This window comes from Mangrovimicrobium sediminis (assembly GCF_004745945.1).
In the GTDB taxonomy this organism is placed as follows: Bacteria; Pseudomonadota; Gammaproteobacteria; order Pseudomonadales; family Halieaceae; genus Mangrovimicrobium; species Mangrovimicrobium sediminis.
In genome coordinates this window covers 92,687-113,970 of the sequence record NZ_SRLE01000017.1, presented here as the reverse complement: position 1 = coordinate 113,970, position 21,284 = coordinate 92,687, and the positions used below count along the sequence as shown (strand labels likewise).

General features: G+C 65.5%; 20 protein-coding genes. 10 read left to right on the top strand and 10 right to left on the bottom strand.

Annotated features, from left to right (window positions below):
- The first annotated feature begins 283 nt into the window (after window positions 1–283).
- The gene (locus E4634_RS21575; protein ID WP_167855009.1) at window positions 284–838 is read left to right on the top strand and encodes an outer membrane beta-barrel protein; all 555 of its coding nucleotides are present in this window, start codon (window positions 284–286) and stop codon (window positions 836–838) included.
- A gap of 13 nt (window positions 839–851) precedes the next feature.
- On the opposite strand, the gene E4634_RS20490 is transcribed toward E4634_RS21575, so the two are convergent.
- Both E4634_RS20490 and E4634_RS20485 read right to left on the bottom strand, forming a co-directional pair.
- Window positions 852–1,151 (bottom strand): chaperone modulator CbpM, encoded by a 300-nt coding sequence (locus E4634_RS20490; RefSeq protein WP_135446545.1) that lies wholly within the window; start codon window positions 1,149–1,151, stop codon window positions 852–854.
- Window positions 1,151–2,092, bottom strand: a complete 942-nt coding sequence (locus E4634_RS20485; RefSeq protein ID WP_135446544.1) for a DnaJ C-terminal domain-containing protein — start codon at window positions 2,090–2,092, stop codon at window positions 1,151–1,153. The genes E4634_RS20490 and E4634_RS20485 overlap by 1 nt, the downstream gene beginning before the upstream one ends.
- Window positions 2,093–2,223: 131 nt before the next feature.
- Here E4634_RS20485 and E4634_RS20480 point away from each other — a divergent pair, with 131 nt between their 5' ends.
- Genes E4634_RS20480 through E4634_RS20470 form a run of 3 tightly spaced genes read left to right on the top strand, consistent with a single transcriptional unit; the run spans window position 2,224 to window position 4,934 of the window.
- A complete protein-coding gene (locus tag E4634_RS20480) occupies window positions 2,224–2,955 on the top strand; it encodes a sulfotransferase (RefSeq protein ID WP_206046968.1) in 732 nt (243 codons plus the stop codon).
- 36 nt (window positions 2,956–2,991) lie between these two features.
- Window positions 2,992–3,993: a glycosyltransferase family 2 protein gene (locus E4634_RS20475; protein WP_240725263.1), complete on the top strand. Its 1,002-nt coding sequence runs from the start codon at window positions 2,992–2,994 to the stop codon at window positions 3,991–3,993.
- 11 nt (window positions 3,994–4,004) lie between these two features.
- Window positions 4,005–4,934 carry a cation diffusion facilitator family transporter gene (locus tag E4634_RS20470; protein WP_135446542.1) on the top strand — a complete coding sequence of 310 codons (930 nt, stop codon included), beginning with the start codon at window positions 4,005–4,007 and terminating at the stop codon, window positions 4,932–4,934.
- A 120-nt stretch (window positions 4,935–5,054) separates the two neighbouring features.
- On the opposite strand, the gene E4634_RS20465 is transcribed toward E4634_RS20470, so the two are convergent.
- Entirely contained in the window at window positions 5,055–7,133 is a 2,079-nt protein-coding gene (locus tag E4634_RS20465) for a TonB-dependent receptor (RefSeq protein ID WP_240725262.1), read from the bottom strand.
- Between the two features lie 299 nt (window positions 7,134–7,432).
- Here E4634_RS20465 and carA point away from each other — a divergent pair, with 299 nt between their 5' ends.
- The 3 genes from carA to greA are packed head-to-tail and all read left to right on the top strand — an operon-like array spanning window position 7,433 to window position 12,272.
- The gene (carA, locus tag E4634_RS20460) at window positions 7,433–8,572 is read left to right on the top strand and encodes a glutamine-hydrolyzing carbamoyl-phosphate synthase small subunit (protein ID WP_135446540.1); all 1,140 of its coding nucleotides are present in this window, start codon (window positions 7,433–7,435) and stop codon (window positions 8,570–8,572) included.
- Between the two features lie 5 nt (window positions 8,573–8,577).
- Entirely contained in the window at window positions 8,578–11,799 is a 3,222-nt protein-coding gene (carB, locus tag E4634_RS20455) for a carbamoyl-phosphate synthase large subunit (protein ID WP_135446539.1), read from the top strand.
- Window positions 11,796–12,272, top strand: a complete 477-nt coding sequence (gene greA, locus E4634_RS20450; protein ID WP_135446538.1) for a transcription elongation factor GreA — start codon at window positions 11,796–11,798, stop codon at window positions 12,270–12,272. The genes carB and greA overlap by 4 nt, the downstream gene beginning before the upstream one ends.
- Before the next feature lie 27 nt (window positions 12,273–12,299).
- On the opposite strand, the gene glsA is transcribed toward greA, so the two are convergent.
- From glsA to E4634_RS20425, 6 genes are all read right to left on the bottom strand, one after another.
- Complete coding sequence (gene glsA, locus E4634_RS20445) at window positions 12,300–13,358, bottom strand: glutaminase A (protein WP_135446537.1); 1,059 nt, start codon at window positions 13,356–13,358, stop codon at window positions 12,300–12,302.
- Window positions 13,359–13,402: 44 nt separating this feature from the next.
- Window positions 13,403–14,848: a DcaP family trimeric outer membrane transporter gene (locus tag E4634_RS20440; protein WP_135446536.1), complete on the bottom strand. Its 1,446-nt coding sequence runs from the start codon at window positions 14,846–14,848 to the stop codon at window positions 13,403–13,405.
- A gap of 307 nt (window positions 14,849–15,155) precedes the next feature.
- Window positions 15,156–15,779 (bottom strand): TetR/AcrR family transcriptional regulator, encoded by a 624-nt coding sequence (locus tag E4634_RS20435; RefSeq protein ID WP_135446535.1) that lies wholly within the window; start codon window positions 15,777–15,779, stop codon window positions 15,156–15,158.
- Window positions 15,780–15,935: 156 nt separating this feature from the next.
- Entirely contained in the window at window positions 15,936–17,075 is a 1,140-nt protein-coding gene (locus tag E4634_RS20430; RefSeq protein WP_135446534.1) for an acyl-CoA dehydrogenase family protein, read from the bottom strand.
- Window positions 17,076–17,155: 80 nt separating this feature from the next.
- Window positions 17,156–17,323 (bottom strand): hypothetical protein, encoded by a 168-nt coding sequence (locus E4634_RS21570; RefSeq protein ID WP_167855008.1) that lies wholly within the window; start codon window positions 17,321–17,323, stop codon window positions 17,156–17,158.
- Between the two features lie 17 nt (window positions 17,324–17,340).
- A complete protein-coding gene (locus E4634_RS20425) occupies window positions 17,341–17,781 on the bottom strand; it encodes a hypothetical protein (RefSeq protein WP_135446533.1) in 441 nt (146 codons plus the stop codon).
- A 227-nt stretch (window positions 17,782–18,008) separates the two neighbouring features.
- Here E4634_RS20425 and E4634_RS20420 point away from each other — a divergent pair, with 227 nt between their 5' ends.
- Both E4634_RS20420 and feoB read left to right on the top strand, forming a co-directional pair.
- A complete protein-coding gene (locus E4634_RS20420) occupies window positions 18,009–18,263 on the top strand; it encodes a FeoA family protein (protein ID WP_135446532.1) in 255 nt (84 codons plus the stop codon).
- Window positions 18,264–18,334: 71 nt separating this feature from the next.
- Entirely contained in the window at window positions 18,335–20,164 is a 1,830-nt protein-coding gene (gene feoB, locus E4634_RS20415) for a ferrous iron transporter B (RefSeq protein ID WP_135446531.1), read from the top strand.
- 26 nt (window positions 20,165–20,190) lie between these two features.
- Here the strand turns inward: feoB and E4634_RS20410 are convergent, their stop codons facing one another.
- A complete protein-coding gene (locus E4634_RS20410; protein ID WP_135446530.1) occupies window positions 20,191–20,532 on the bottom strand; it encodes a hypothetical protein in 342 nt (113 codons plus the stop codon).
- Between the two features lie 251 nt (window positions 20,533–20,783).
- Between E4634_RS20410 and E4634_RS20405 the strand changes: the two genes are divergently transcribed.
- Window positions 20,784–21,203 (top strand): rubrerythrin family protein, encoded by a 420-nt coding sequence (locus E4634_RS20405; protein ID WP_135446529.1) that lies wholly within the window; start codon window positions 20,784–20,786, stop codon window positions 21,201–21,203.
- Window positions 21,204–21,284: the final 81 nt, after the last annotated feature.

Genomic DNA, 21,284 nt, shown 5'->3' with positions numbered 1-21,284 from the left:
TTGTGCAAAGTATATGCTGGCCAGAGCTGAGGGTATTGATAGAGGTCATGAGATAGGGGGCATTCACGCCGGCGGTACCGCCGGGAGAGCAGTGCATCGGGCAGTCCGGTTGTGCAGAGCCCGCCTCGTCCTGGTGACGGCTATCGGGTGGCGAATTTCATCAAAAAAGTCGTATCTGACCCCACTTTCTGGCGTTTGGGGGTGTGGGTTGAAATATACTTCGGGCAGCTTGGGGATTACTGCCTGTGGAATGGGTCCGCGCTGGCGTCTGGGAGGCTCTGGGATGAAGGTAAAATACGTACTATTGGGTTCTATATTTGGGGCGGTGGCGTCGGGGTCTGCCGGCGTTGCCGCGGATACCGGGTTCTACGCCGGGGGTAGCGTGGGCTCCAGTTACCTGGAAGCCAAGAACGGCAGCTTCAAGCTGGACGGCGACGATCTCGGTTACAAGGGCTTTGTCGGCTTCCAGTTGCTCTCCCTGCTGGCGGTGGAAGCCGGGTACGTGAATTTCGGCGAAGTCAACGACAAGTCCAACGGTATACCCGGCGAAGTGGCAGTGGACGGCTGGGACGCGTTTGTCGTCGGCAACCTGCCCCTGGGCCCGCTGAACGTCTTCGCCAAGGGCGGCATGATCGCCTATGAAGCGGAACTCAAGGCGGCCGTCGACGAGTTGGAAAACCGCTACAAGGACAACGCCAGCGACCAGGACCTGGCGTTTGGCCTGGGCGCCTCAATCGAACTGGGCGATCTCGCGGTGCGCGCCGAGTACGAATACTTCGACGCCAGCGACCTCGACAACCTGTCGCTGTTCAGCGTCGGCCTGGTCTACCAGTTCTGAGCCCGCAGATCCGCTAGTCCTGCGCCAGGAACCGCGCCAGGCGCTGGCGCAGTTGCGCGTTTTCCCGCGCCAGTGCCTCGCGCTCGCGCAACAGGTCGACGAGCATCGCCACCGCCAGCCAGTCCAGGTCGAGGTCCGACTTCAGGCGCAGGGCGCGCTTTGCCCAGTGGGCGGCGCCGGCCTCGAACAACCAGTCTGCGTCGCGCTCGCCGGCCACCGGCCGCACTACTTCGTACTCGACCATCTCGACCACCAGCGAACGGCTGAGGCCCTGGCCCGCGCACAGTTCCTCCAGGGACAGTTTTGCCTGCATTATTGTTTCTCCCATTCTTTGCGCGGATCGAAGGCCGCCTGCTCCGCCAGCTGTCGCCACAATGCGTCCGCAGACTCCGAAGCCTGCGGCGGCATGACCACCTTGAGCACCGCCAGCAGGTCTCCGCGGCCATCGCGTGTGGGCAGGCCCTTGCCGCGCACCCGCAGCTTCTGCCCGCTCTGGCTGCCTGGCGCGATGCTCAGGCTGATCCTGCCGTCCAGGGTGGGGATTACCACCTTGCCACCCAGCGCGGCCTCCCAGGGCGCTACCGGTACCGCGAGCACCAGGTTGTGGCCTTCCACGTCGAACACCGGGTGCGGCACGATGCGGATATGCAGGTACAGGTCTCCCGCCGGCCCTTTGCCGCTGCCCGGCGCGCCCTGGCCCTTGAGCCGGATGCGCTCGCCGTCGGCAACGCCGCTGGGGATGGTCACGTTCAGCGACTTGCGCTGGTAGCGCAGCTGCCCGCCCTCGATGACCGGGATCTCGTATTCCACCGGCTTGCGCTGTTCGGCCACCAGTTCCTCGAGAAACACCGGCATCTCGATCTCCACATCCTGGCCCTGCATGTCGAAGCCGCCCGCAGCGCGCCCGCGCCCGCCGCCAAAACCGCCGCCGAACATGCTGTTGAAGAACTCGGAGAAGTCCCCCGAGAACTCCTGTGAGTAGGCGCCACTGGAAGATTGCCAGCCAGGTGGCGGCTGGAAGTCCTCCGCCCGGCGCCCACCGTAGCGCCGCAGTTCGTCGTACTCGGCCCGGCGCTCGGGGTTCTTGAGCACCTCCCAGGCCTCGGCGACCTCCTTGAAGCGCGCCTCCGCGTCCTTGTCCGGGTTCACGTCCGGATGGTATTTGCGCGCCAGCTTGCGGTAAGCCTGCTTGATCTCGCTGGTCTCGGCATCCTCGGCGACCCCGAGCAGTGCGTAGTAGTCCTTGAAGTCCATGGTCCGTCCAGTTTGTATTACCGGGTGACCCCAGTGTGGTCAGCCCCCATACCAGTCTATATACTAGCGGTATTCAGAATTTCAATTGCCAAGAAGTCGCCTCTACAGGGCGATCATGAGTCGCCTGGAGCGTGATAACAACGATACAACCCAGCCCCGGCCAGCTCGCAGCACCGCGAAGTATTCTGTGTGTACTGGGCATGCACCGCTCGGGCACCAGTTGCCTCACCGGATCGTTGCAGGAAGCCGGTCTGTACCTGGGTGATTACCACACCTGGAACCCCTACAACCTCAAGGGCAACCGAGAAAACCAGTACATCGTCGACATCAACGACAGTGTACTGGCGGCCAATGGTGGCGCCTGGGACAGGCCGCCGACCGGCACGGTGCGCTGGAGCGAGCAGGCACGGCTCGCGGCGCGCGAGTTGTTCGCCCGCTACGCCGCGCAGTCGCCATTTGGTTTCAAGGACCCGCGCACCCTGCTGGTCCTCGATGGCTGGCGCGAGCTGTTCCCGCACATGCAGTTTATCGGCATTTTCCGCCACCCGGTGGCGGTGGCCGCTTCGCTGCATAATCGCAGCGGCATGCCACACCAGCAGGGGCTGGAGCTGTGGTATGAATACAACCGGCGGTTGTTGCGGGTGCACACCGGGCGCCCATTTCCAATCCTGTGTTTCGATGAAGCGCCGGATGATTTCCAGGAAAAGTTGTACGACGTCCTCAGGGAGATGGGCTTCGATGCAACGGCCTGGCAGGGGGAGTTTTACGACGAGGCGCTGCGCTCCGCCGAGTCGGGGGAGAGCATGGAGATTCCGTGGCGGGTTCGCCGTCTGCACCGGAAATTACAAAAACTGGCTATCTGAGGTGTACCGTCAATGCTGACACACATAAGAAAAATAATGAGTGCGGGGAACGGACCGCAGCCCGCGTCGAGCAACAGCGGCCCGGCCCTGAGCATCATCGTCATCGTCTACGACATGCCCCTGCAGGCGGAGCGTACCCTGTATTCGCTGACACCCGAATACCAGGAGGGGGTGAGTGCCGGTGACTACGAAGTGATCGTGGTCGAGAACGAGTCCGCCAACAACCTGCGCCGCGAGTTTATCGCCCAGTTGCCGCGCAATTTCTCCTACCACCTGCGCGCCGAGCGCGAGCCCACCCCGGTCCATGCCATCAACCACGGCGCCGGCATCAGCCGTGGCCGCTACCTGTGCATTATGATCGACGGCGCGCGTATGGTGACACCCGGTGTCGTGCGCAACCTGCTGCGCGGTCACCGGCTCCACGACCAGGCGGTGGTGACCGTGCCTGGCTACCACATCGGCGACCAACTGCAGCAGGAGGCGGTGAACCTCGGCTATGGGGTCGAGCAGGACCAGGCGCTGATCGAATCCGTGTGCTGGCCGGGCAACGGTTACGGGCTGTTCGACGTGGCCTGTTTCAGCGGTTCCTGTGCCGCCGGCTTCTTCCGCCCGCACAGCGAGAGCAATTGCATCAGTATTCCCCGCGACATCTGGGCCGCACTGGGCGGCATGGACACCCGCTTCAACCTGCGCGGCGGCGGCCTGGTCAACCTCGACCTGTACAAGCGGGCCTGTGAGTTCGACGGTGCCGAGCACGTGGTGCTGCTCGGCGAGGGCACCTTCCACCAGTTTCACGGCGGGGTGACCACCGGCGGCGAGGCGCGCGATGTACGCGCGGCGCTGATAGCCGAGATGACCGCACAGTACGAGCGCATTCGCGGCGAGGCCTACAGCGCGCCGGGCACCTCGCCGGTGTTCCTCGGCGAACTGCCCTGGCAGGTGCTGCGCTTCGTCAAGGACTCGGCGGAGCCGCTGATCGCGGAGCGCCAGCCAGCCCGTGACCAGGGCATTCTCGCCTCAGTCGCCGCCCAGGCCTGACGGGAGGCAACATGTCGCGTGGTAGCCAGAGGAGAGCGCAGGCATCGCGCCGCGCCCGCCTCATGCGCTGGGCTACCTACGCCTCAGTCAGCGTCGCCTCGCTGCTCATCCTGGTCAAATTCATCGCCTGGCAGTGGTCAGGTTCCATCAGCCTGCTCGCCACCCTGGTGGATTCCCTGCTCGACAGCCTGGCCTCGCTGGTCAACCTGTTCGCGGTGCGCCACGCGCTGTCGCCAGCGGACCGCGAACACCGTTTCGGCCACGGCAAGGCCGAGGCACTGGCCGGCCTCGGCCAGTCGCTGCTCATCGCCTCGTCGTCGTGCTACCTGCTGTACAGCGCTTTCGAACGCTTCCTCGAGCCCACCGCGGTGACGCAGGTGCTGCCGGCGATCGCTGTCATCCTGTTTTCGCTGGTGGCCACCCTTGGCCTGCTGGCTTTCCAGTCTTTCGTGGTGCGTGAAACCGGCTCAGTGGCGATCCGCGCCGACTCGCTGCACTACCGCTCGGACCTGCTGGTCAACCTCGCCGTGTTGCTGGCCCTGGGCCTGGCGCGCTTCGACCTGCTCTGGGTGGACCCGCTGATCGGCGCGGTGATCGCGCTGTACATCCTGCGCAGCGCCTGGGGAATTGCGCGGGACGCGCTGGACCACCTGATGGACCGCGAGTTGCCGGATGCCGAACGCCGCTCGATCCGCAGGATCGTGCTCGCCCACCCGGACGTACACGGCATGCACGACCTGCGTACCCGGCGCTCGGGCAACGATACCTTCCTGCAACTGCACGTGGTGCTGGCGGACGGGCTGACCCTGCAGGGCGCCCACCGCATCATCGACGAGGTCGAAGCCGAGTTGGAATCAGCCTTCCCCGGCGCCGAGGTACTGATCCACCCGGACCCGGTATCGGTAGTCGGCGTCGAGACGCGGCAGGAGTTCCTGCGCTAGCAAACGAGAGCCTGCGCTGGCAAACCAGAGCCCGCGCGAGCGAATGACTACCTGCGCCAGCGGCCGGTCGCCTGTGCCAGATCACGAGCGTCGGCCCCGGCGAGTGCCGCAGGTGCTGGCTCAGAAACGGTAGCTGGCCCGGGCGAAAACGTTGATGCCGTAGCCGGGCAGGCGCTCGCCGACCGCAATATCCGGGTTGTAGGCGCGGTTGTAACCGCCCAGGTGGTCCTCGTACTCGCGGTCGAGGAGGTTCTCCACGCCGGCGTCCAGGCTGAACTTCTCCGTCACCGACCAGCGCGCGCTGAGATTGACCACGGCGTAGCCGGCGGTCTCGCGCTCGCGATTGGTCTGGCTGACCTCGTCCTGGCGCGCGTAACCCACCACCTCCAGTCCGGCGCCCCAGGCCCGGGTGTCGTAGTCCAGGCGCAGACTGGCGTTGGGCGGGGCGATGCGATACAGGTTGTCGTCGATATCCCGGCGCTCGCCGCGCACGTAGTTGACGATGCCGGACAGCGCCCAGCTGTCTGCCAGTTGCCAGTGCCAGTCCATGTCGAAGCCGTACAGCTCGGCGTCCACGTTGTCAAAGCGCAGCGGGTCGGGGTTACTGGTGCCGTTGCTGGCGTTCATCATGCGCACGAACATGATCGCCGCCATGTCGTCGCTGGGCGTGCCCTGGATGTAGTCGTCCACGCGCTTGTAGAAGATGCGCGGGGCGAGGCTCAGTGTGCCGTTGCCGAAGTCCAGGCCAAACTCGATCTCCCGGGCGACTTCCGGGTCCAGGTCCACGCGGCCGGTGTACAGGTTGGCGTCGGCCAGGCCGGCGGTGGCCTCCAGGGGCAGCCACAGGTAGCGCTCCTGGTAGGAGGGGCTGCGGTGCTTCTGCGCCACGCCGAGGTACCAGGTGGTGCCGGGGGCGCTGTCGTAGTGCAGGCGGGCGACGAGGTCCAGGTTGTCGTCGCTTTGCGCGCGGTCGCTGGCGTTGAAGGTGTCGCGCAGCTGCATCGCGGGCGGCATCATCATCGCCGGCGTGCCGTTCACTTCCCCGGCGTCGGTCTCCACGCGGTTCAGGCGCAGGCCGAACTCGCCGCGCCAGTTGTCCGCCAGGCGCTGCTGGCGCTCGAGGAACGCGCCGAGCACCTCGCGCTGCGCACCGTTGAAGTTGACCACGAAGAACATCGCGTTGTTGGGGTTGTCGATGTTCGAGTCGTGCTCAGAGCGCAGGCCGTCGACGCCTGCCGTCCAGCTGCCGCTCGCGTCCTGCCGCTGCGCCTGCAGGTCGAAGCCCAGGGTACTGGCGTCGGCGATGTTGCGCCGCCAGCGCGCCGGGTCCGCGGGCGCCCGGCGCAGGTGGTAGTTGGTCATGCCGTGGTCCAGCTCGCTGCCGAACAGGGACGCCTCGAGGCGCCAGTCGCCACCGGGGGTGAAGCGGTAGTCGAGGTTGTACAGGTCGCCCTCGAAGTACTCGATGTCCATGGGCAGGGCGGGGGTGCCGGTGTCGCCGGTGTCGTTGTAACCGTAGTGCAGCGCCAGCTCGTGGTCGCCCGCGCGCAGGCCGTAGCCGATATCGAAGCGCTGGCGCTGGTATTCCGTGGGCAGGATGTCGCCGCCGGGGAAGCGGGCGTCGTCGCCGCGCTCACTGGCCGCGGCCAGGGCCAGGCGCTGGTTCTCGCCGGCCACCTGCAGGGCCCCGGCCAGGCGGGTGCCGGCGGAGGCGGACTGGGCGCTGCCGCTGAACTGGCCGTGCAGCCGCACGCTGCCGTCCTCACTGAACTCGCCCTGCTGGGTGTGTGCCTCGATGGCGCCGCCAATGGATTCCTGGGCGACGCTGACCGGGGCGATGCCGCGGTACACCTGGATCGAGGCCAGCTGGCCGCTGGTGGCGTAGGACAGGGGCGGGTCCATCCAGTTGGGGCCCGCCGGGGCCAGCTGGTTGCCGTCCAGGGAGACAGCGATGCGCTGGCCGTACATGCCGCGGTACTGGGGGATGCCGGTCAGCGGCCCGTTGCCGTTGACGTTGCCGCCGGGGACGCGCTTGAGCAGGCGGGTGACGTCGGGGGAGGGAACCCACTCGTCGGTGAGGTCCATGCTGCGGCTGTCCGGCGTGGCCTGGACCACCACCACTTCCACGTCCTCCGGTCCCTCGGCCTGGGCGCCCATGGCTGCCAGGGCTGCGCACAGCCCGGCGTTCAGTTTGTTCATTCGCATTGCAGTCCCCTTCTGGTGCGGGCCGCAGTATACCGACGCGGGGTGCGCGCTCCCTGCGGCATGATGTCGCACCGCGGCGAGACAGTTTGCGGCGTCCGACTGGACAGCCTGCGCCGCTTCACCTAAAATCGGCGCCCAGATTTTTCACATGCCTGCACAGCGCGACAGGCAATGTGTGTTCCCGCGAAAACCAGAGCTGAATCTATGTGAAAAGGCGAGATGTGGTTCCCCCATCTCGCCTTTTTGCGAGCGCGCGCGGCGCAGCGGTTTTCCTGGCTTGATGGAGGTTATGCTTGTCCAGTCCGGCTATCCTGGTCCTTGAAGACGGCAGTATTTTCAAAGGTCTGGCGATTGGGGCCAGCGGCAGCACCGTTGGCGAAGTGGTCTTTAACACGGCCATGACGGGCTATCAGGAGATCCTCACCGATCCTTCCTACGCGCGGCAGATCGTCACACTTACCTACCCGCATATCGGCAACACCGGTACCAACCCCGAGGACGAGGAGTCCGGCGGCGTTTGGGCGGCCGGCCTGGTCATCCGCGACCTGCCGCTGCTGGCCAGCAACTACCGCAACCAGCAGAGCCTGCAGGATTACCTGGTGGAGCGCGGGGTGGTGGCCATCGCCGATATCGACACCCGGCGTCTCACCCGCATCCTGCGTGACAAGGGCGCCCAGAACGGCTGCCTGATGGCGGGCGATGACATCGACGAGGCGGCGGCACTGGCCCAGGCCCAGGCGTTTGCCGGCCTCAAGGGTATGGACCTGGCGAAGGAAGTCAGCGCCAGCGAATCCTACACCTGGAACGCCGGCAGCTGGCGGCTGGGTGAAGGCTTCCCCGAACACGCCCCGGAATCCCTGCCCCACCACGTGGTGGCCTACGACTATGGCGTGAAGCGCAACATCCTGCGCATGCTGGTGGATCGCGGCTGCCGCGTGACCGTGGTGCCGGCGCAGACCCCGGCAGCGGAGGTCCTGGCCCTGGCGCCGGACGGTGTGTTCCTGTCCAACGGCCCGGGCGACCCGGAGCCCTGTACCTATGCCATCGAGGCGATCCGCGCGATTCTCGAGACCGACATCCCGGTGTTCGGCATCTGCCTCGGCCACCAGCTGCTCGGCCTGGCCTCCGGCGCCGGCACGGTGAAGATGAAATTCGGCCACCACGGCGCCAACCATCCGGTACAGAATATCGACGACGGCACGGTGCTGATCACCAGCCAGAACCACGGTTTCGCGGTGGACGAGGCGAGCCTGCCGGACACCCTGCGGGTCACCCACAAGTCGCTGTTCGACGGTTCCCTGCAGGGCATCCACCGCACCGACAAGCCCGCCTTCAGCTTCCAGGGCCACCCGGAGGCGAGCCCCGGGCCGCACGATGCCGCCCCCCTGTTTGACCACTTTATCGAACTGATGAACGCCCGCGCCGGGGCCTGAGAGCTATGCCGAAGAGAACCGACATCCAAAGTATCCTGATCCTCGGCGCCGGCCCCATTGTCATCGGCCAGGCCTGCGAGTTCGACTACTCCGGCGCCCAGGCCTGCAAGGCGCTGCGCGAAGAGGGTTTCCGCGTCATCCTGGTCAACTCCAACCCGGCGACCATCATGACCGACCCGGCGATGGCCGACGCCACCTACATCGAGCCCATCGAATGGCGCACGGTGGGACGCATCATCGAGGAGGAGCGCCCGGACGCCCTGCTGCCCACCATGGGCGGCCAGACCGCGCTGAACTGCGCCCTGGACTTGGCCCGGCACGGCGTGCTGGAGAAGTTCGGCGTGGAGATGATCGGCGCTACCGCGGAGGCCATCGACAAGGCCGAGGACCGCGAGCTGTTCGACCAGGCGATGAAGCGCATCGGCCTGGAGACCCCACGCGCCTCCACCGCCCACAGCATGGAGGAGGCCTTCCAGGTACTCGACTCCCTGGGCTTCCCCTGCATCATCCGGCCGTCCTTCACCATGGGCGGCTCCGGCGGCGGCATCGCCTACAACCGCGACGAGTTCGAGGAAATCTGTACCCGTGGCCTGGACCTCTCGCCGACCAAGGAACTGCTCATCGACGAGTCCCTGATCGGCTGGAAGGAATACGAGATGGAGGTCGTTCGCGACAAGAACGACAACTGCATCATCGTCTGCTCGATCGAGAATTTCGACGCCATGGGCGTGCACACCGGCGACTCCATTACCGTGGCCCCGGCGCAGACCCTCACCGACAAGGAATACCAGATCATGCGCGACGCCTCGCTGGCGGTGCTGCGCGAGATCGGCGTGGAGACCGGCGGCTCCAACGTGCAGTTCGGCCAGTGCCCGAACACCGGGCGCATGGTAGTGATCGAGATGAACCCGCGGGTGTCGCGCTCCTCGGCGCTGGCCTCCAAGGCCACCGGCTTCCCTATCGCCAAGGTCGCCGCCAAGCTGGCCATCGGCTACACCCTGGACGAGCTGCAGAACGACATTACCGGCGGCGCCACACCGGCTTCCTTTGAGCCGGCGATCGACTACGTGGTGACCAAGATCCCGCGTTTCGCCTTCGAGAAATTCAACGGCGCCGACGCCCGCCTGACCACCCAGATGAAGTCCGTGGGCGAGGTCATGGCCATCGGCCGCACCTTCCAGGAGTCGGTGCAGAAGGCCCTGCGCGGCCTGGAAGTCGGCTCAGCCGGTTTCGAGCACCGCGTCGACGTGGACAACCCGGACAAGCGCGACGAACTGGTCGCGGAGCTGATCACCCCCGGGCCGGACCGTATCTGGTACATCGCCGACGCCTTCCGTGCCGGCATGCCCGTGGACGAGGTGTACAAACTCACCGGCGTGGACCCCTGGTTCCTGGTGCAGATCGAGGACATCGTGCGCACCGAGGACGGCCTGAAGACCGTCGAGCTGGCGGAAATCGACACCGAGCGCATGTTCCGCCTCAAGCGCAAGGGTTTCTCCGACGAGCGCCTCGCGGTACTGCTGGGCACCCAGGAAAAGAGCGTGCGCGAGCACCGTCGCGCGCTGGGCATCCGCCCGGTGTACAAGCGGGTGGATACCTGCGCCGCGGAATTCGCCTCGAGCACCGCCTACATGTACTCCACCTACGAGGAGGAGTGCGAGGCGCTGCCCTCGGGCCGCGACAAGATACTGGTGCTCGGCGGCGGCCCCAACCGCATCGGCCAGGGCATCGAGTTCGACTACTGCTGCGTGCACGCGGTGCTCGCCATGAGCGCCGACGGCTACGAGACCATCATGGTCAACTGCAACCCGGAGACCGTGTCCACCGACTACGACATCTCCGACCGCCTGTACTTCGAGCCGGTGACCCTGGAAGACGTGCTGGCCATCGTCGAGCTGGAAAAACCCAAGGGTGTGATCGTGCAGTTCGGCGGCCAGACGCCGCTGAAGCTGGCGCGTGCGCTGGAGGCCGAGGGCGTGCCGATCATCGGCACCACGCCGGACGCCATTGACCGCGCCGAGGACCGCGAGCGCTTCCAGCAGATGATCGAGAAGCTGGGCCTGAAGCAGCCGGCCAACACCATCGTTCGCAGTGCGGACGAGGCGGTCGAGGCGGCGGCGGCAATCGGCTACCCGCTGGTGGTGCGCCCCTCCTACGTGCTCGGCGGCCGGGCCATGGAAATCGTCTACCGCGAGGAAGACCTGCTGCGCTACATGAGTAACGCGGTGAAGGCCTCCAACGACGCGCCGGTACTGCTGGACAGCTTCCTCTCCTCCGCGGTGGAGGTGGATATCGATGCGGTGAGCGACGGCGAGCAGGTGGTGATCGGCGCCATCATGCAGCACATCGAGCAGGCCGGCGTGCACTCGGGCGACTCCGCCTGTTCGCTGCCGCCCTACAACCTCGAACCCGCTGTACAGGATGAAATGCGCGAGCAGGTGCGGCGCATGGGCCTGGAACTGGGCGTGAAGGGCCTGATGAACGTGCAGCTGGCCTGGCAGGACGGTGAGATCTACGTCATCGAGGTCAACCCGCGCGCCTCGCGCACCGTGCCTTTCGTATCCAAGTGCATCGGCGTATCGCTGGCACAGGTGGCGGCGCGCTGCATGGCGGGCCAGACCCTGGCCGCGCAGGGCATCGAGAAAGAGGTGGTGCCGCCGTACTACAGCGTCAAGGAAGCGGTGCTGCCGTTCAACAAGTTCCCGGGCGTGGACCCGATTCTCGGGCCGGAGATGCGCTCCACCGGCGAGGTGATGGGCACCGGCGATACGTTCGCCGCGGCGTTCGCCAAAGCGCTGCTGGGGAGTGGCGAAGAGCCCCCGAAAAGCGGTACGGTACTCATCAGCGTACGTGATGTGGACAAGCCCGTCGCCGTGAGTGTCGCCCGCGACCTCGTCGATATGGGCTTCAAGCTGGCCGCCACCGGCGGTACGGCAGCGGCCCTGGAGGCCGCCGGCCTGGAAGTCCGCCGGGTCAACAAGGTGCTGGAAGGTCGCCCGCATATCGTCGACCTGATCAAGAACGACGAGGCGGACCTGATCATCAACACCACGGAAGGCCGCCGGGCCATCGAGGACTCGGCGCCGATCCGGGCCAGTGCCGAGGCACACCGGGTGTTCTATACCACGACCATGGCCGCCGCCGAGGCCCTGGTGCTGTCACTGCGCGAGGAAGGCGACAAAAAAGTGCGCAGGCTGCAGGACCTGCACGGGAGTATCAGTGCATGAACAAGGAACCGATGACCGTTACCGGCGAGGCCGCGCTTCGCCAGGAACTGGAACGCCTGAAGAAGGTTGAGCGGCCGCGTATCAGCGCCGCCATCGCCGAGGCCCGCGAGCACGGTGACCTCAAGGAAAACGCCGAGTACCACGCCGCCCGCGAGCAGCAGAGCTTCGCCGAGGGCCGCATCATGGAGATCGAGAGCAAGCTCTCCAATGCCCAGGTGATCGACGTCACGCAGATTCCGAAAACCGGCAAGGTGATCTTCGGCACCACCGTGGATCTCATCAACCTGGACACGGACGCTACCGTGACCTACCGCATCGTCGGCGAGGACGAGGCGAACGTGAAGCAGAACCTCATCTCCGTCGGCTCACCCATCGCCCGCGCCCTGATCGGCAAGGAAGAGGGGGACGTCGTCGTGGTGCGTGCGCCGGGCGGCGATATCGAGTACGAGATCGACCAGGTCCAGCACATCTAGCCCGCTGCGGGCGAGGTTTCCCCTCGCCTATTCACTGCGGTTGGGGCCGAACAGGCCGACACCCAGTTCCCCGGAAATGTAGTTGATCGCCTTCAGGCCGCGCACACTGTTGCCGGCTTCGTTGAGCGGCGGCGAGAAGGTGGCGATGGCGAACTTGCCCGGCACTACGGCGACGATGCCGCCGCCCACGCCGGTCTTGGCCGGCAGGCCGGAGCGGTACATCCACTCGCCGGATTCATCGTAGAAACCCGCGGTGGCCATGATCGCCAGCAGTTCCGGCACGTCCTCCGCATCCAGCACCCGCTTGCCGGTGAACGGGTTGACCCCCTCGTTGGCGAGTGTGGCGCCCATGATGCCGAGGTCGCGGGTGTTGATGCCGATGGAGCACTGGCGGGTGTACACGCGCAGTGCTTCCTCCGGGTCGCTGTACAGCCTGCCGTAGTTGAACAGGAGGTTGGCGATGCCGCGGTTGGACCAGGCGGTCTCGTACTCTGAATCGTACACTTCCTCCAGCACTTGCAGTTTGCGCCCCGCGTAAGCCTCGATATTGCCCAGCACCTTGTTCCAGCGCGCCTGCTCGGAATCCGCCTGCACCAGACTGACCGCGGCGATGGCGCCGGCGTTGACCAGCGGGTTCACCGAGCGCGATTCGTAGAGTTCCATGGCGAGCTTGGAATTGAAGGGCAGGCCGGTGGGCTCAACGCCGATCTTCTCGCGAAGAACCTTGGGGCCCTGTTCGGCCATGATCAGCGAGGCGGTGAAGGGCTTGGAGACGGACTGGATCGAAAACTCGTACTTCTGTTCACCAGCGGCGTAGATCTTGCCGTCGCGGGTGACAAGGGCGATGCCGAACATCTCGCTGGGCACGGTGGCCAGTATGGGAATGTAGTCGGCGTTGGCGCCGTCCTTCACGTCCTTGAACTTGGCGTAGGCCTCGTCGACCACACGCTGGTAGTCCTCGGCGGTGAGCGGGGCGGCCGCTGCGCTGCGTACATTGAATGGCGCGAGCGTTACGGACAGCGCCAGGGCCAGAGCCAGGGTCCGGGTCAGTGTGGCCAGGCCAGCGGCCAGTCTGGGGGTCAGCATGTTGGAATCCTCTTCTTGTTTCGAAACCGGCTTCTCAGGTTTTGTCAGCGCGGGAAATTGACCTTCAGCGACATCTGCACGCGCAGGTCGTCGCCGTCGGCACCGTTGATATCCTCCCGTTCACCCCAGATCAACTCGCCGCCGATCAGCACGCCGTCGGTGGGGTAGTGCAGCAGGTTGACCTGGGCGATCTGGCCCTTCTCGAACTCCGTGCCCGCCTGGCCGGCGGTGGTGTCGAGTTCGACCCCGCTCCAGCCGATGGAGGTTGACCAGCGCTCGTTCCAGTAGTGATCGTAATAGGCGACGATGCCGAGCAGCGGCACGGTTTCCGCCGTGTTGCCGGTACGTTCCGCATTGCGCGGCGCCAGGTCCAGGCCGCCGTCGTTCAGGTAGTTGCCGATACCCTCGCCATACACTACCTGCAGTTTGAGGCGGTCCAGCTCGGTCACCCTGATCACGCTGCTGGCGTTGATGCCCCAGCCGTATTCCTCGTCCGTGAAACCGGTGTCCCTGCGCTCGTAGCCAAGCTGGCGGGCCATACCCGCCAGTTGCCAGTGGCCCCAGTCGGTATTGTTGCGGTAGCGCAGTGCGAGGTCGGGCAACTCGTTTTTGGCCCGGTATTCCTCGCCCAGGGTGGACTCGCAGCTTTCCCCGACCTCGTTGGAGCACTCGTCCCGGAAGCGGCCGACCGTGAGAGCGGTGCCCGGGTCTTCCAGGGAGATGGCGAACTCGTCCTCACCCATGGGCCAGGTGTAGCGCATCTGCTGGTTGCGGTAGAACACCATGCCGGTGGGGCCCCAGTAGTCGATGGTATTGGGGAACACGTCGATGTCCATGAAGTTCGACCAGTACTGGCCCATGCCGAAGTTCTTCCAGGTGGCCCAGGCGTGGCGCAGTCGCGGCGTGGTCTGCCCGGCGTCGCCGCCAGTACCGAACAGCTCCGCTTCCAGGATAAAACCGACCTTGCCCGCGTCAGTATCCCAGTCGCCCTTCAGGCCCAGGCGGGACTGGCGTACGGAAAACACGAACTCGCCGTCTGCGCCGTACTGGCCATCGGCGGTGGGGATAGTGGTGACGCGCAGGGTGTCGTTCCAGTCCGGGTCCACCCGCTTGAAATCGTAAATGGCATCGGCCATCACGAAGCCGTAGATCTCGAAACCCAGCGGCTCGTCGCCGGTCTCCTCGGGGGGCATGGCCACGGCTATTGGCTGGTGCAGGTCCTCGATGGGGACTGTGGTAGTGGATGTGCCTGAACCAGTCGCAGGAGGCGGGCTCGTTACAAGAGCGGGGCTTTGCCCGGCCTTGAGTCGCTCCAGTTCGTCCTGCATGGCCTCCAGTGCGCGCTGCTGCTCTTGCATGATCTGGGCCTGGTGCTGCAGTTGCTGCTCCAGCAGGCGAATGCGCTCGGCGTCAGATTGGGCGAAGGCCGGAGCGGTGAGGGCAGAGGCGGCAAGCGCGATGGGTATCACCACACGTTTGTGGTTGGTCATGGCCTTCGTACTCCTTTGCGAATGGCTGTGCCTGTCTTGTTCTTATCACTTGCTCGAGCCCGGCTCGCTTGTCGGGTCAAACCGATTCAGTGGCATGCGGGTAGCTCCCAAACCGGAGCCACACTGGTCAATAAACGTAGCAGGTTTGGCGCAATCGTCACCTGTATTGCCAGCGCGCCAACAGGTCGGCGTTCGAGTGGTCCGCGACTAAGGAGCCGCTGTGCGGAAGCGAGCATCGGGACTGTGTCTCGCCGCACGCCTTGTGCTGGGTCGCTCCGCGGGTTAACGACAGCCGCAACAGCCAGCCCTACGTCTGGTCGACGTTGCTGACCACGCGCCAGGCGGCCTCGGCGAATACCTCCGCATGAGCCTCGATATCTCCCTCGACCTGGCCGTTGAGCCAGCGGCGCGCATAGTCGTGGGCCGGCCCCAGCACCAGCGAGGGCAGGCACTGGGTGGGCAGTGCGCGCAACTCGCCGCAGGCCAGGTAGGGGCCGAAATACGTCGCCATCAATTCGGCATTGCGCGCGTTGACCGCATGCAGTTCCGGGTGGTCGCCCTGCCACAGGCGGGTGCTGGTCACGGTGTAGATGAAACGCGCCCATTCGGGGTTGTCGCGCACCCATTCGAGTATGGCGATCACGCAGGCTGTCACGCCCTCACGCGCGCTCTGTGCGGTGGCCAGTTTTTCCTCCAGCAACCGCGTGCTGCTGTGCAGGCCCTCTGCGAGCAGCGCCAGGGCGATGCCCTCCTTGCTGCCGAAGTGGTGGTACATGCTGCCCACGCTGGCCCCGGCGCGGCGGCCGATCTCGCCGATCGCCGCGCCCTCGATGCCGCGTTCGTTGAAACACGCCAGAGCCGCCATGAGGATGGCGTGCTGTCGATTCGCGCTGCTGCGGCTGGCGGTGTACACCGCCGGGGTCTCGCTCATGGGGGTGGGCTCTTCACGGTCCAGGCCCTAGTTTAGCGGCCCGTGCGATTGGGACAATTGCCTGTGACCGCGGCGCCGTTACATTTCGAGATGGATACCCTTGCATGGATGCTCTTGCATGGATGACCTTGCATCGTTGGCCTTGAATGGGTGGCACTACAAACCCAGGCTGCGCGCAATCAGGTTGCGCTGAATCTCCATGGTGCCCCCCGCGTAGAGGGCGAGCAGGGCCTCGCGCAGCCGCCGCTGCATCGGGTTGTCGCTGAAATAGGCGCGGCCGCCGAGCAGGCGCATGCCGTCCTGGGCGATCTGCTGGGCGTTTTCTGCCGCGAACAGTTTGGCCGAGCAGATCTGTCGCTGCGCCGCGGCGCCGAGGTCGGCCGCCTGTGCCGCGGCGTAGACCAGCCATTGCATCGCCTCGATGCGCACCGACATGTCGGCGATGCGGTGCTGGACCGCCTGGAAGCGACCGATCGGCTGGCCGAACTGCTCGCGTTCGGCGGCGTGGGCCAGCACCGCGTCGAGGATCGCCCGCGACAGCCCGAGGCAGGAGGCGGCCACGCTCAGGCGCTCCAGCGCACCGCCCAGCATCAGCCATGACCACGCGCCGTTGGCCTCGCCCAGACGGGCGTCGGACGACACCTGCACGTCCCGGTACGCCACCCGACAGGAGGCGATCTCGTTGCCGGCGAGCTTGGGCAGTGCGGTGATTTCAAGACCGGCGCTGTCGGCGGGGACCAGGAACAGGCTGATTCCCTGGCGTGGTCCGGCCTTGGCGTCGCTGCGCGCGGCGGTGAGCAGGAAATGCGCATCGGCGGCGCCGGTGGTGTAGAGCTTGCTGCCGCTGAGCACATAGTCCTCGCCCCGGGGCTGTGCAGTCAGGCTCAGTCCGGCCAGGTCGGACCCCGCCTCGGACTCGGTCAGGGCAAAGGCAAAGCGCAGTTCCCCGGCGCACAGTGGCCCCAGTAGCGCCTCGCGCTGGGCTGGGCTGCCACCGGCGGCGACCAGGGCGCCGCAGACGCCGTTGATGAACAGGATGTTGGCTGCGGCGCCGCTGTGCCGCGACAGTTCTTCGAAGGCGATGCACTGGGCCAGCAGGTCCAGGCCGCCGCCACCGTAGTCGCGCGGCAGGCCCAGGCCCAGCAGTCCCGCCGCGGCCAGCGCGCGGTGCAGGTCGGCTGGGTACTGCTCAGACTGTTCGCGGGCCGCTTCGGATTCGCTATCGCAGTGGGTGGCGCAAAAGGCCCGGATGCTTTGGCGCAGTTCGGCCTGTTGTTCGGTGTCGCGAAAGTCCATGGCACTCTCCTGTTAGAATTATATTCTAGAATAGAATTCTAACGGAGATTGTCAACGGCAAGGCCCCGACAGATAGCACTTCAGCCGAGGAGGCTCTCCTTCAATGCACGCCAGCCGGCGCGGCTGGAGCGGTTGTTCAGGCAGCGAAACTCGCTGGCGACCAGGTTGCGCTCGCGCAGCAGGCGCTGCAGCACTTCCAGTGGCAACTCCACCTGCACCCGTTCCGTCGTCACCGGCTTGTCTTCCACCGTGGGAGGTCCGTGATTCAGTGCAGGCTTGTAGAGACCGGCACTGGCTGCGGCTGCGGCGTGATCCCGGCCGGGCTGCCGAGCAGGCGCTCACAACAGGCCAGCACCAGTCGGCGGTGCACCCCGCTCACCAGCAGTTGCTCCATGCGGCTGATGGCGGCAGCGTTGACCAGGCGCGCGGCCTCGCGCTCGCCCACGATCAGCAACAGTTCTCCGAGCAGGGCGGTGGCGTCGGTAAAGCGGCCGATTTCCGGAGCCGCCGGTGCCGCGTCCTGGCTGAGCAGAATGCCCGCGGCCTCGTAGGCGGCGCCGGCGTGGCGTGCAGCTGCCGTGAAGTCCTGCTCCTCGAGCAGTTCCAGGCTGCGCTGGCGCGAGCTTTGCCACAGTGCGTGGGCCGCCTCGGGGTTGGCGTCCAGCCAGCCGCGGTGGGTGGGGCAGAGAAAGCGAAGTTTGCTCATTCCGGAATCCTCGGTTGCGCCTTGTTATCAGTAATGAGAATCATTATTATTTAAGGCCCGGGCGGATGTCCAGATGCTGACTACTTTTTTAGGCGCAGTTTTTGTTTGCACTGTCCGGCATCAGTCCCGCATTTGCAGGTCGTTCAGGTTGTTGAGTTTCTTATGCAAATCATTCTCATTACTGCTAATATGGCGCGTTTGTCCCACACACGTTGTATGGATATCAGGTGACTGCCCAGCAAACCCTGTGGTCGCTCAAGGCGGGTGAGCGCTGCGAAATTATCGGTTACGACACCACCCTGGCCGAGGCCTACCGCATTCGCCTGATGGAGTTCGGGTTTCACCCGGGCGAGCGGGTGACCTGCCTGCAGGCGCCTGCCTTTGGTGCGCCCAAGGTCTACCAGGTCAGCGCCACGGTGTTCTCGCTGGACGACGATGTCGCCGCGTATGTGCAGGTGCGCCTGGAGCCCAGGGATGCATAGCGGCGGAACCCCGCGGTGCACAAGGGGCCCCTTGATGTGTTGCAGCCGCGTGATGTTTGAGGTGCCTCGCGATGTCTAAGGTCATCCTCGTCGGCAGCCCGAATTCGGGCAAGAGCATGCTGTTCAACCGCCTGACCGGTCTCAACCAGAAGGTGGCGAATTTCCCCGGGATTACCGTGGATGTCGGCACCGGTCGCATCCAGGCGATGCCCGAACGCACCCTCATGGACTTCCCCGGCACCTATTCCCTGCAACCGATCTCCGCGGAGGAAAAACTCGCGGTGGGGTATTTCGAACGCGCCTTGCAGGACCCGGAGGTCGACCACGTGCTGTGCGTGATCGATGCCACCCGCCTGGAAAAAAGCCTGCTGTTCACCCTCCAGGTGATTCGCGACTGCCAGCGCTTCGGCAAGCCGGTGACGGTGCTGGCGAACATGATCGACGTGCTCGACAATCACGGCCTGGAACTGGATGTCGACGGCTTGGCCCAGACCCTGCAGACACCGGTGGTGCCGCTGTCCGGGCGCTCCGGCAAGGGCGTGGACGAGTTGCTCGCCTCATTGCGCAACCCGGTGATGCCGGACACCAATGGTGCGTTCGCCAACGCGCCGGATGCGCTGTTGCGCGGCGAGGCGCACGCGCTGTCACGGCGTTTCGGCCCCGGCGGCGAGTTGCTGGTGCGCGGCCAGGCGCGGCTCGACAGCTTCTTCCTGCACTCGGTCACCGGCGGCATCTCGTTTTTCCTCATCATGTACCTGCTGTTCCAGTCGATCTTCACCTGGGCGGCGCCGGTCATGGACGCGGTGGAGAGCAGCCTGGGTTGGATGGCCGACGCCCTGGTGCCGCTGCTGGGCAACCAGGTGGCGCGGGATTTCACCGCCGACGCCCTGTTCGGCGGGGTGGGGGCCTTCCTGGTGTTCGTGCCGCAGATTTTCGTGCTCACCTTTATCATCGGCCTGCTGGAAGACTCCGGCTACATGGCGCGCGCCGCCCTTATCTGCCACAAGCCGCTGCGCCTGTTCGGCCTGACTGGTAAGAGCTTCATTCCCATGCTGTCCGGCGTGGCCTGTGCCATTCCCGCGATCTACGCGGCCAGGGCGATTGACTCCCCGCGTAAGCGACTGCTCACTTACATGGCGATTCCGCTGATGCCCTGCAGCGCCCGCCTGCCCGTGTACACACTGCTGATCGCGGCTTTCATTCCGGCCGAAACCGCCCTCGGCGGGCTTATCGGCTGGCAGGGGCTGGCAATGTTCGGCATCTATTTCTTCGGCATGTTCATCGGCCTGCTGATCGCCGGCCTGGTCTCGCGCACCGCCGAGGACCGCTACACCGACCTGCCCTTCGTGCTGGAGCTGCCGCCCTATCGCATGCCGGGTTTCAAGCCGCTGCTGCGCAACGCCTGGAACCGCTCACGGCACTTCGTCACCAAGGCCGGCAAGGTGATCTTCGCGGTCACCATGCTCATCTGGATCCTGGGTTATTTCCCCAACTACGGGGCGGACCTCGGCGAGTCGTGGCTCGGCCAGGTCGGTCACTGGGTGGAGCCGCTGTTCCGGCCCCTGGGCCTGGACTGGCGCTACGGGGTGGCCATCTTCACCTCGTTCGCGGCGCGCGAGGTTTTCGTCGGTACGCTGGGCACGATTTTCGGCATCGAGGGCGCGGACGAGAACATGGTGCCGCTGGTCGATCACATCCACGCCAGCGGCCTGGCGCTGGGTTCGGGGCTGGCCCTGCTGGTGTTCTTCGCCATCTCCCTGCAGTGTGTGTCCACCCTGGCTATTCTCGCCAAGGAGAGCCAGTCGCGCTCACTCACGCTGAAGATGTTTATCGGCTATTTCCTGCTCGCCTATGTCGCCGCGGTGGCGGTGTACCAGCTGACCAACGCACTGGTCGCCTAGCGGCGCACCCTCACCGAACGCCGGGCCTACTCCCGGCGCGACTGGAACAACTGCACCCGCGCCAGCACCAGCTCGGCGATCAGTTGCAGCACCAGCGCGTGGTTCTCACGGCGCAGTTCCTCCAGGCCGGTTTCGATATCGACTTTCAACTCGGTGGCCGCGCGCTCGTCCAGGGCATCCGGCAGGCGCACGTTGAACTGGTACTGCTCGGCACCCTGGCTGCGGTTGTAGATGTCGGTAAGCTGTCTTGCGGCGAAATCGATGAGGTCGCGGTCTGCGCCGCGGGCGGCGAGCAGCTCGCGAATGTTGCGGTCGAGGTAGGCCAGGCCCTGGGCCCGGGATGAGGGGAATTCGAGCAGCTCTCCCATAGGGACTCGCTTGTGCTGGTCGGATGCCTTCCAGTGTAGCGACGGCCGCAGTCGAGGTAAATGCCGGCGGGGCTCGATCTAGAATACCTATGGCATTGATAGGGAAATTCGATTACGCAACGCCGATTGATTAGGGCTAGTCTATACAGCGCAATTCAAAGCTCCGCGGATTGTGACCGTGCGCCGGGGCGCCAGCCGCCCTGACCACGCCCAGCCAGCCATAACAGCCTAACAATAATTGGAGGCAGATCATGTCCCTGAAAGGCAGCAAGACCGAACAGAACCTCAAAGACGCCTTTGCCGGCGAGTCCCAGGCCAACCGCCGCTACCTCTACTTCGCCGCCAAGGCGGATGTCGAGGGTTACAACGATGTCGCCGCCGTGTTCCGCTCCACCGCCGAAGGTGAAACCGGTCACGCACACGGCCACCTCGAGTACCTCGAAGAGACCGGCGACCCGGCCACCGGCCTGCCCATCGGCGGCACCGCCGACAACCTCAAGGCGGCTATCGCCGGCGAGACTCACGAGTACACCGACATGTACCCGGGGATGGCGAAGACCGCCCGCGACGAGGGTTTCGACGAGATCGCCGACTGGATGGAAACGCTGGCCAAGGCCGAGCGCAGCCACGCCAATCGCTTCCAGAAAGCCCTGGACACCCTCGACGCCTGATCCGCGCAGCGGCGCGCCCATTGCCCGCCGCGCGGATAACGGGCGCACCGCGGGCAATGGGCGTTATCCCTGCCCGGCGGC

Excerpts from the sequence above, each read along its gene's own strand:
- E4634_RS20425 (WP_135446533.1), bottom strand. The coding sequence starts at position 17,781 with ATGAGCAAACTTCGCTTTCTCTGCCCCACCCACCGCGGCTGGCTGGAC.
- E4634_RS20475 (WP_240725263.1), top strand. The coding sequence starts at position 2,992 with ATGAGTGCGGGGAACGGACCGCAGCCCGCGTCGAGCAACAGCGGCCCG.
- greA (WP_135446538.1), top strand. The coding sequence starts at position 11,796 with ATGAACAAGGAACCGATGACCGTTACCGGCGAGGCCGCGCTTCGCCAG.
- E4634_RS20490 (WP_135446545.1), bottom strand. The coding sequence starts at position 1,151 with ATGCAGGCAAAACTGTCCCTGGAGGAACTGTGCGCGGGCCAGGGCCTC.
- E4634_RS20435 (WP_135446535.1), bottom strand. The coding sequence starts at position 15,779 with ATGAGCGAGACCCCGGCGGTGTACACCGCCAGCCGCAGCAGCGCGAAT.
- E4634_RS20440 (WP_135446536.1), bottom strand. The coding sequence starts at position 14,848 with ATGACCAACCACAAACGTGTGGTGATACCCATCGCGCTTGCCGCCTCT.
- E4634_RS20410 (WP_135446530.1), bottom strand. The coding sequence starts at position 20,532 with ATGGGAGAGCTGCTCGAATTCCCCTCATCCCGGGCCCAGGGCCTGGCC.
- feoB (WP_135446531.1), top strand. The coding sequence starts at position 18,335 with ATGTCTAAGGTCATCCTCGTCGGCAGCCCGAATTCGGGCAAGAGCATG.
- E4634_RS21575 (WP_167855009.1), top strand. The coding sequence starts at position 284 with ATGAAGGTAAAATACGTACTATTGGGTTCTATATTTGGGGCGGTGGCG.
- carB (WP_135446539.1), top strand. The coding sequence starts at position 8,578 with ATGCCGAAGAGAACCGACATCCAAAGTATCCTGATCCTCGGCGCCGGC.
- E4634_RS20405 (WP_135446529.1), top strand. The coding sequence starts at position 20,784 with ATGTCCCTGAAAGGCAGCAAGACCGAACAGAACCTCAAAGACGCCTTT.
- E4634_RS20485 (WP_135446544.1), bottom strand. The coding sequence starts at position 2,092 with ATGGACTTCAAGGACTACTACGCACTGCTCGGGGTCGCCGAGGATGCC.
- E4634_RS20470 (WP_135446542.1), top strand. The coding sequence starts at position 4,005 with ATGTCGCGTGGTAGCCAGAGGAGAGCGCAGGCATCGCGCCGCGCCCGC.
- glsA (WP_135446537.1), bottom strand. The coding sequence starts at position 13,358 with ATGCTGACCCCCAGACTGGCCGCTGGCCTGGCCACACTGACCCGGACC.
- E4634_RS20465 (WP_240725262.1), bottom strand. The coding sequence starts at position 7,133 with ATGAACAAACTGAACGCCGGGCTGTGCGCAGCCCTGGCAGCCATGGGC.
- E4634_RS20430 (WP_135446534.1), bottom strand. The coding sequence starts at position 17,075 with ATGGACTTTCGCGACACCGAACAACAGGCCGAACTGCGCCAAAGCATC.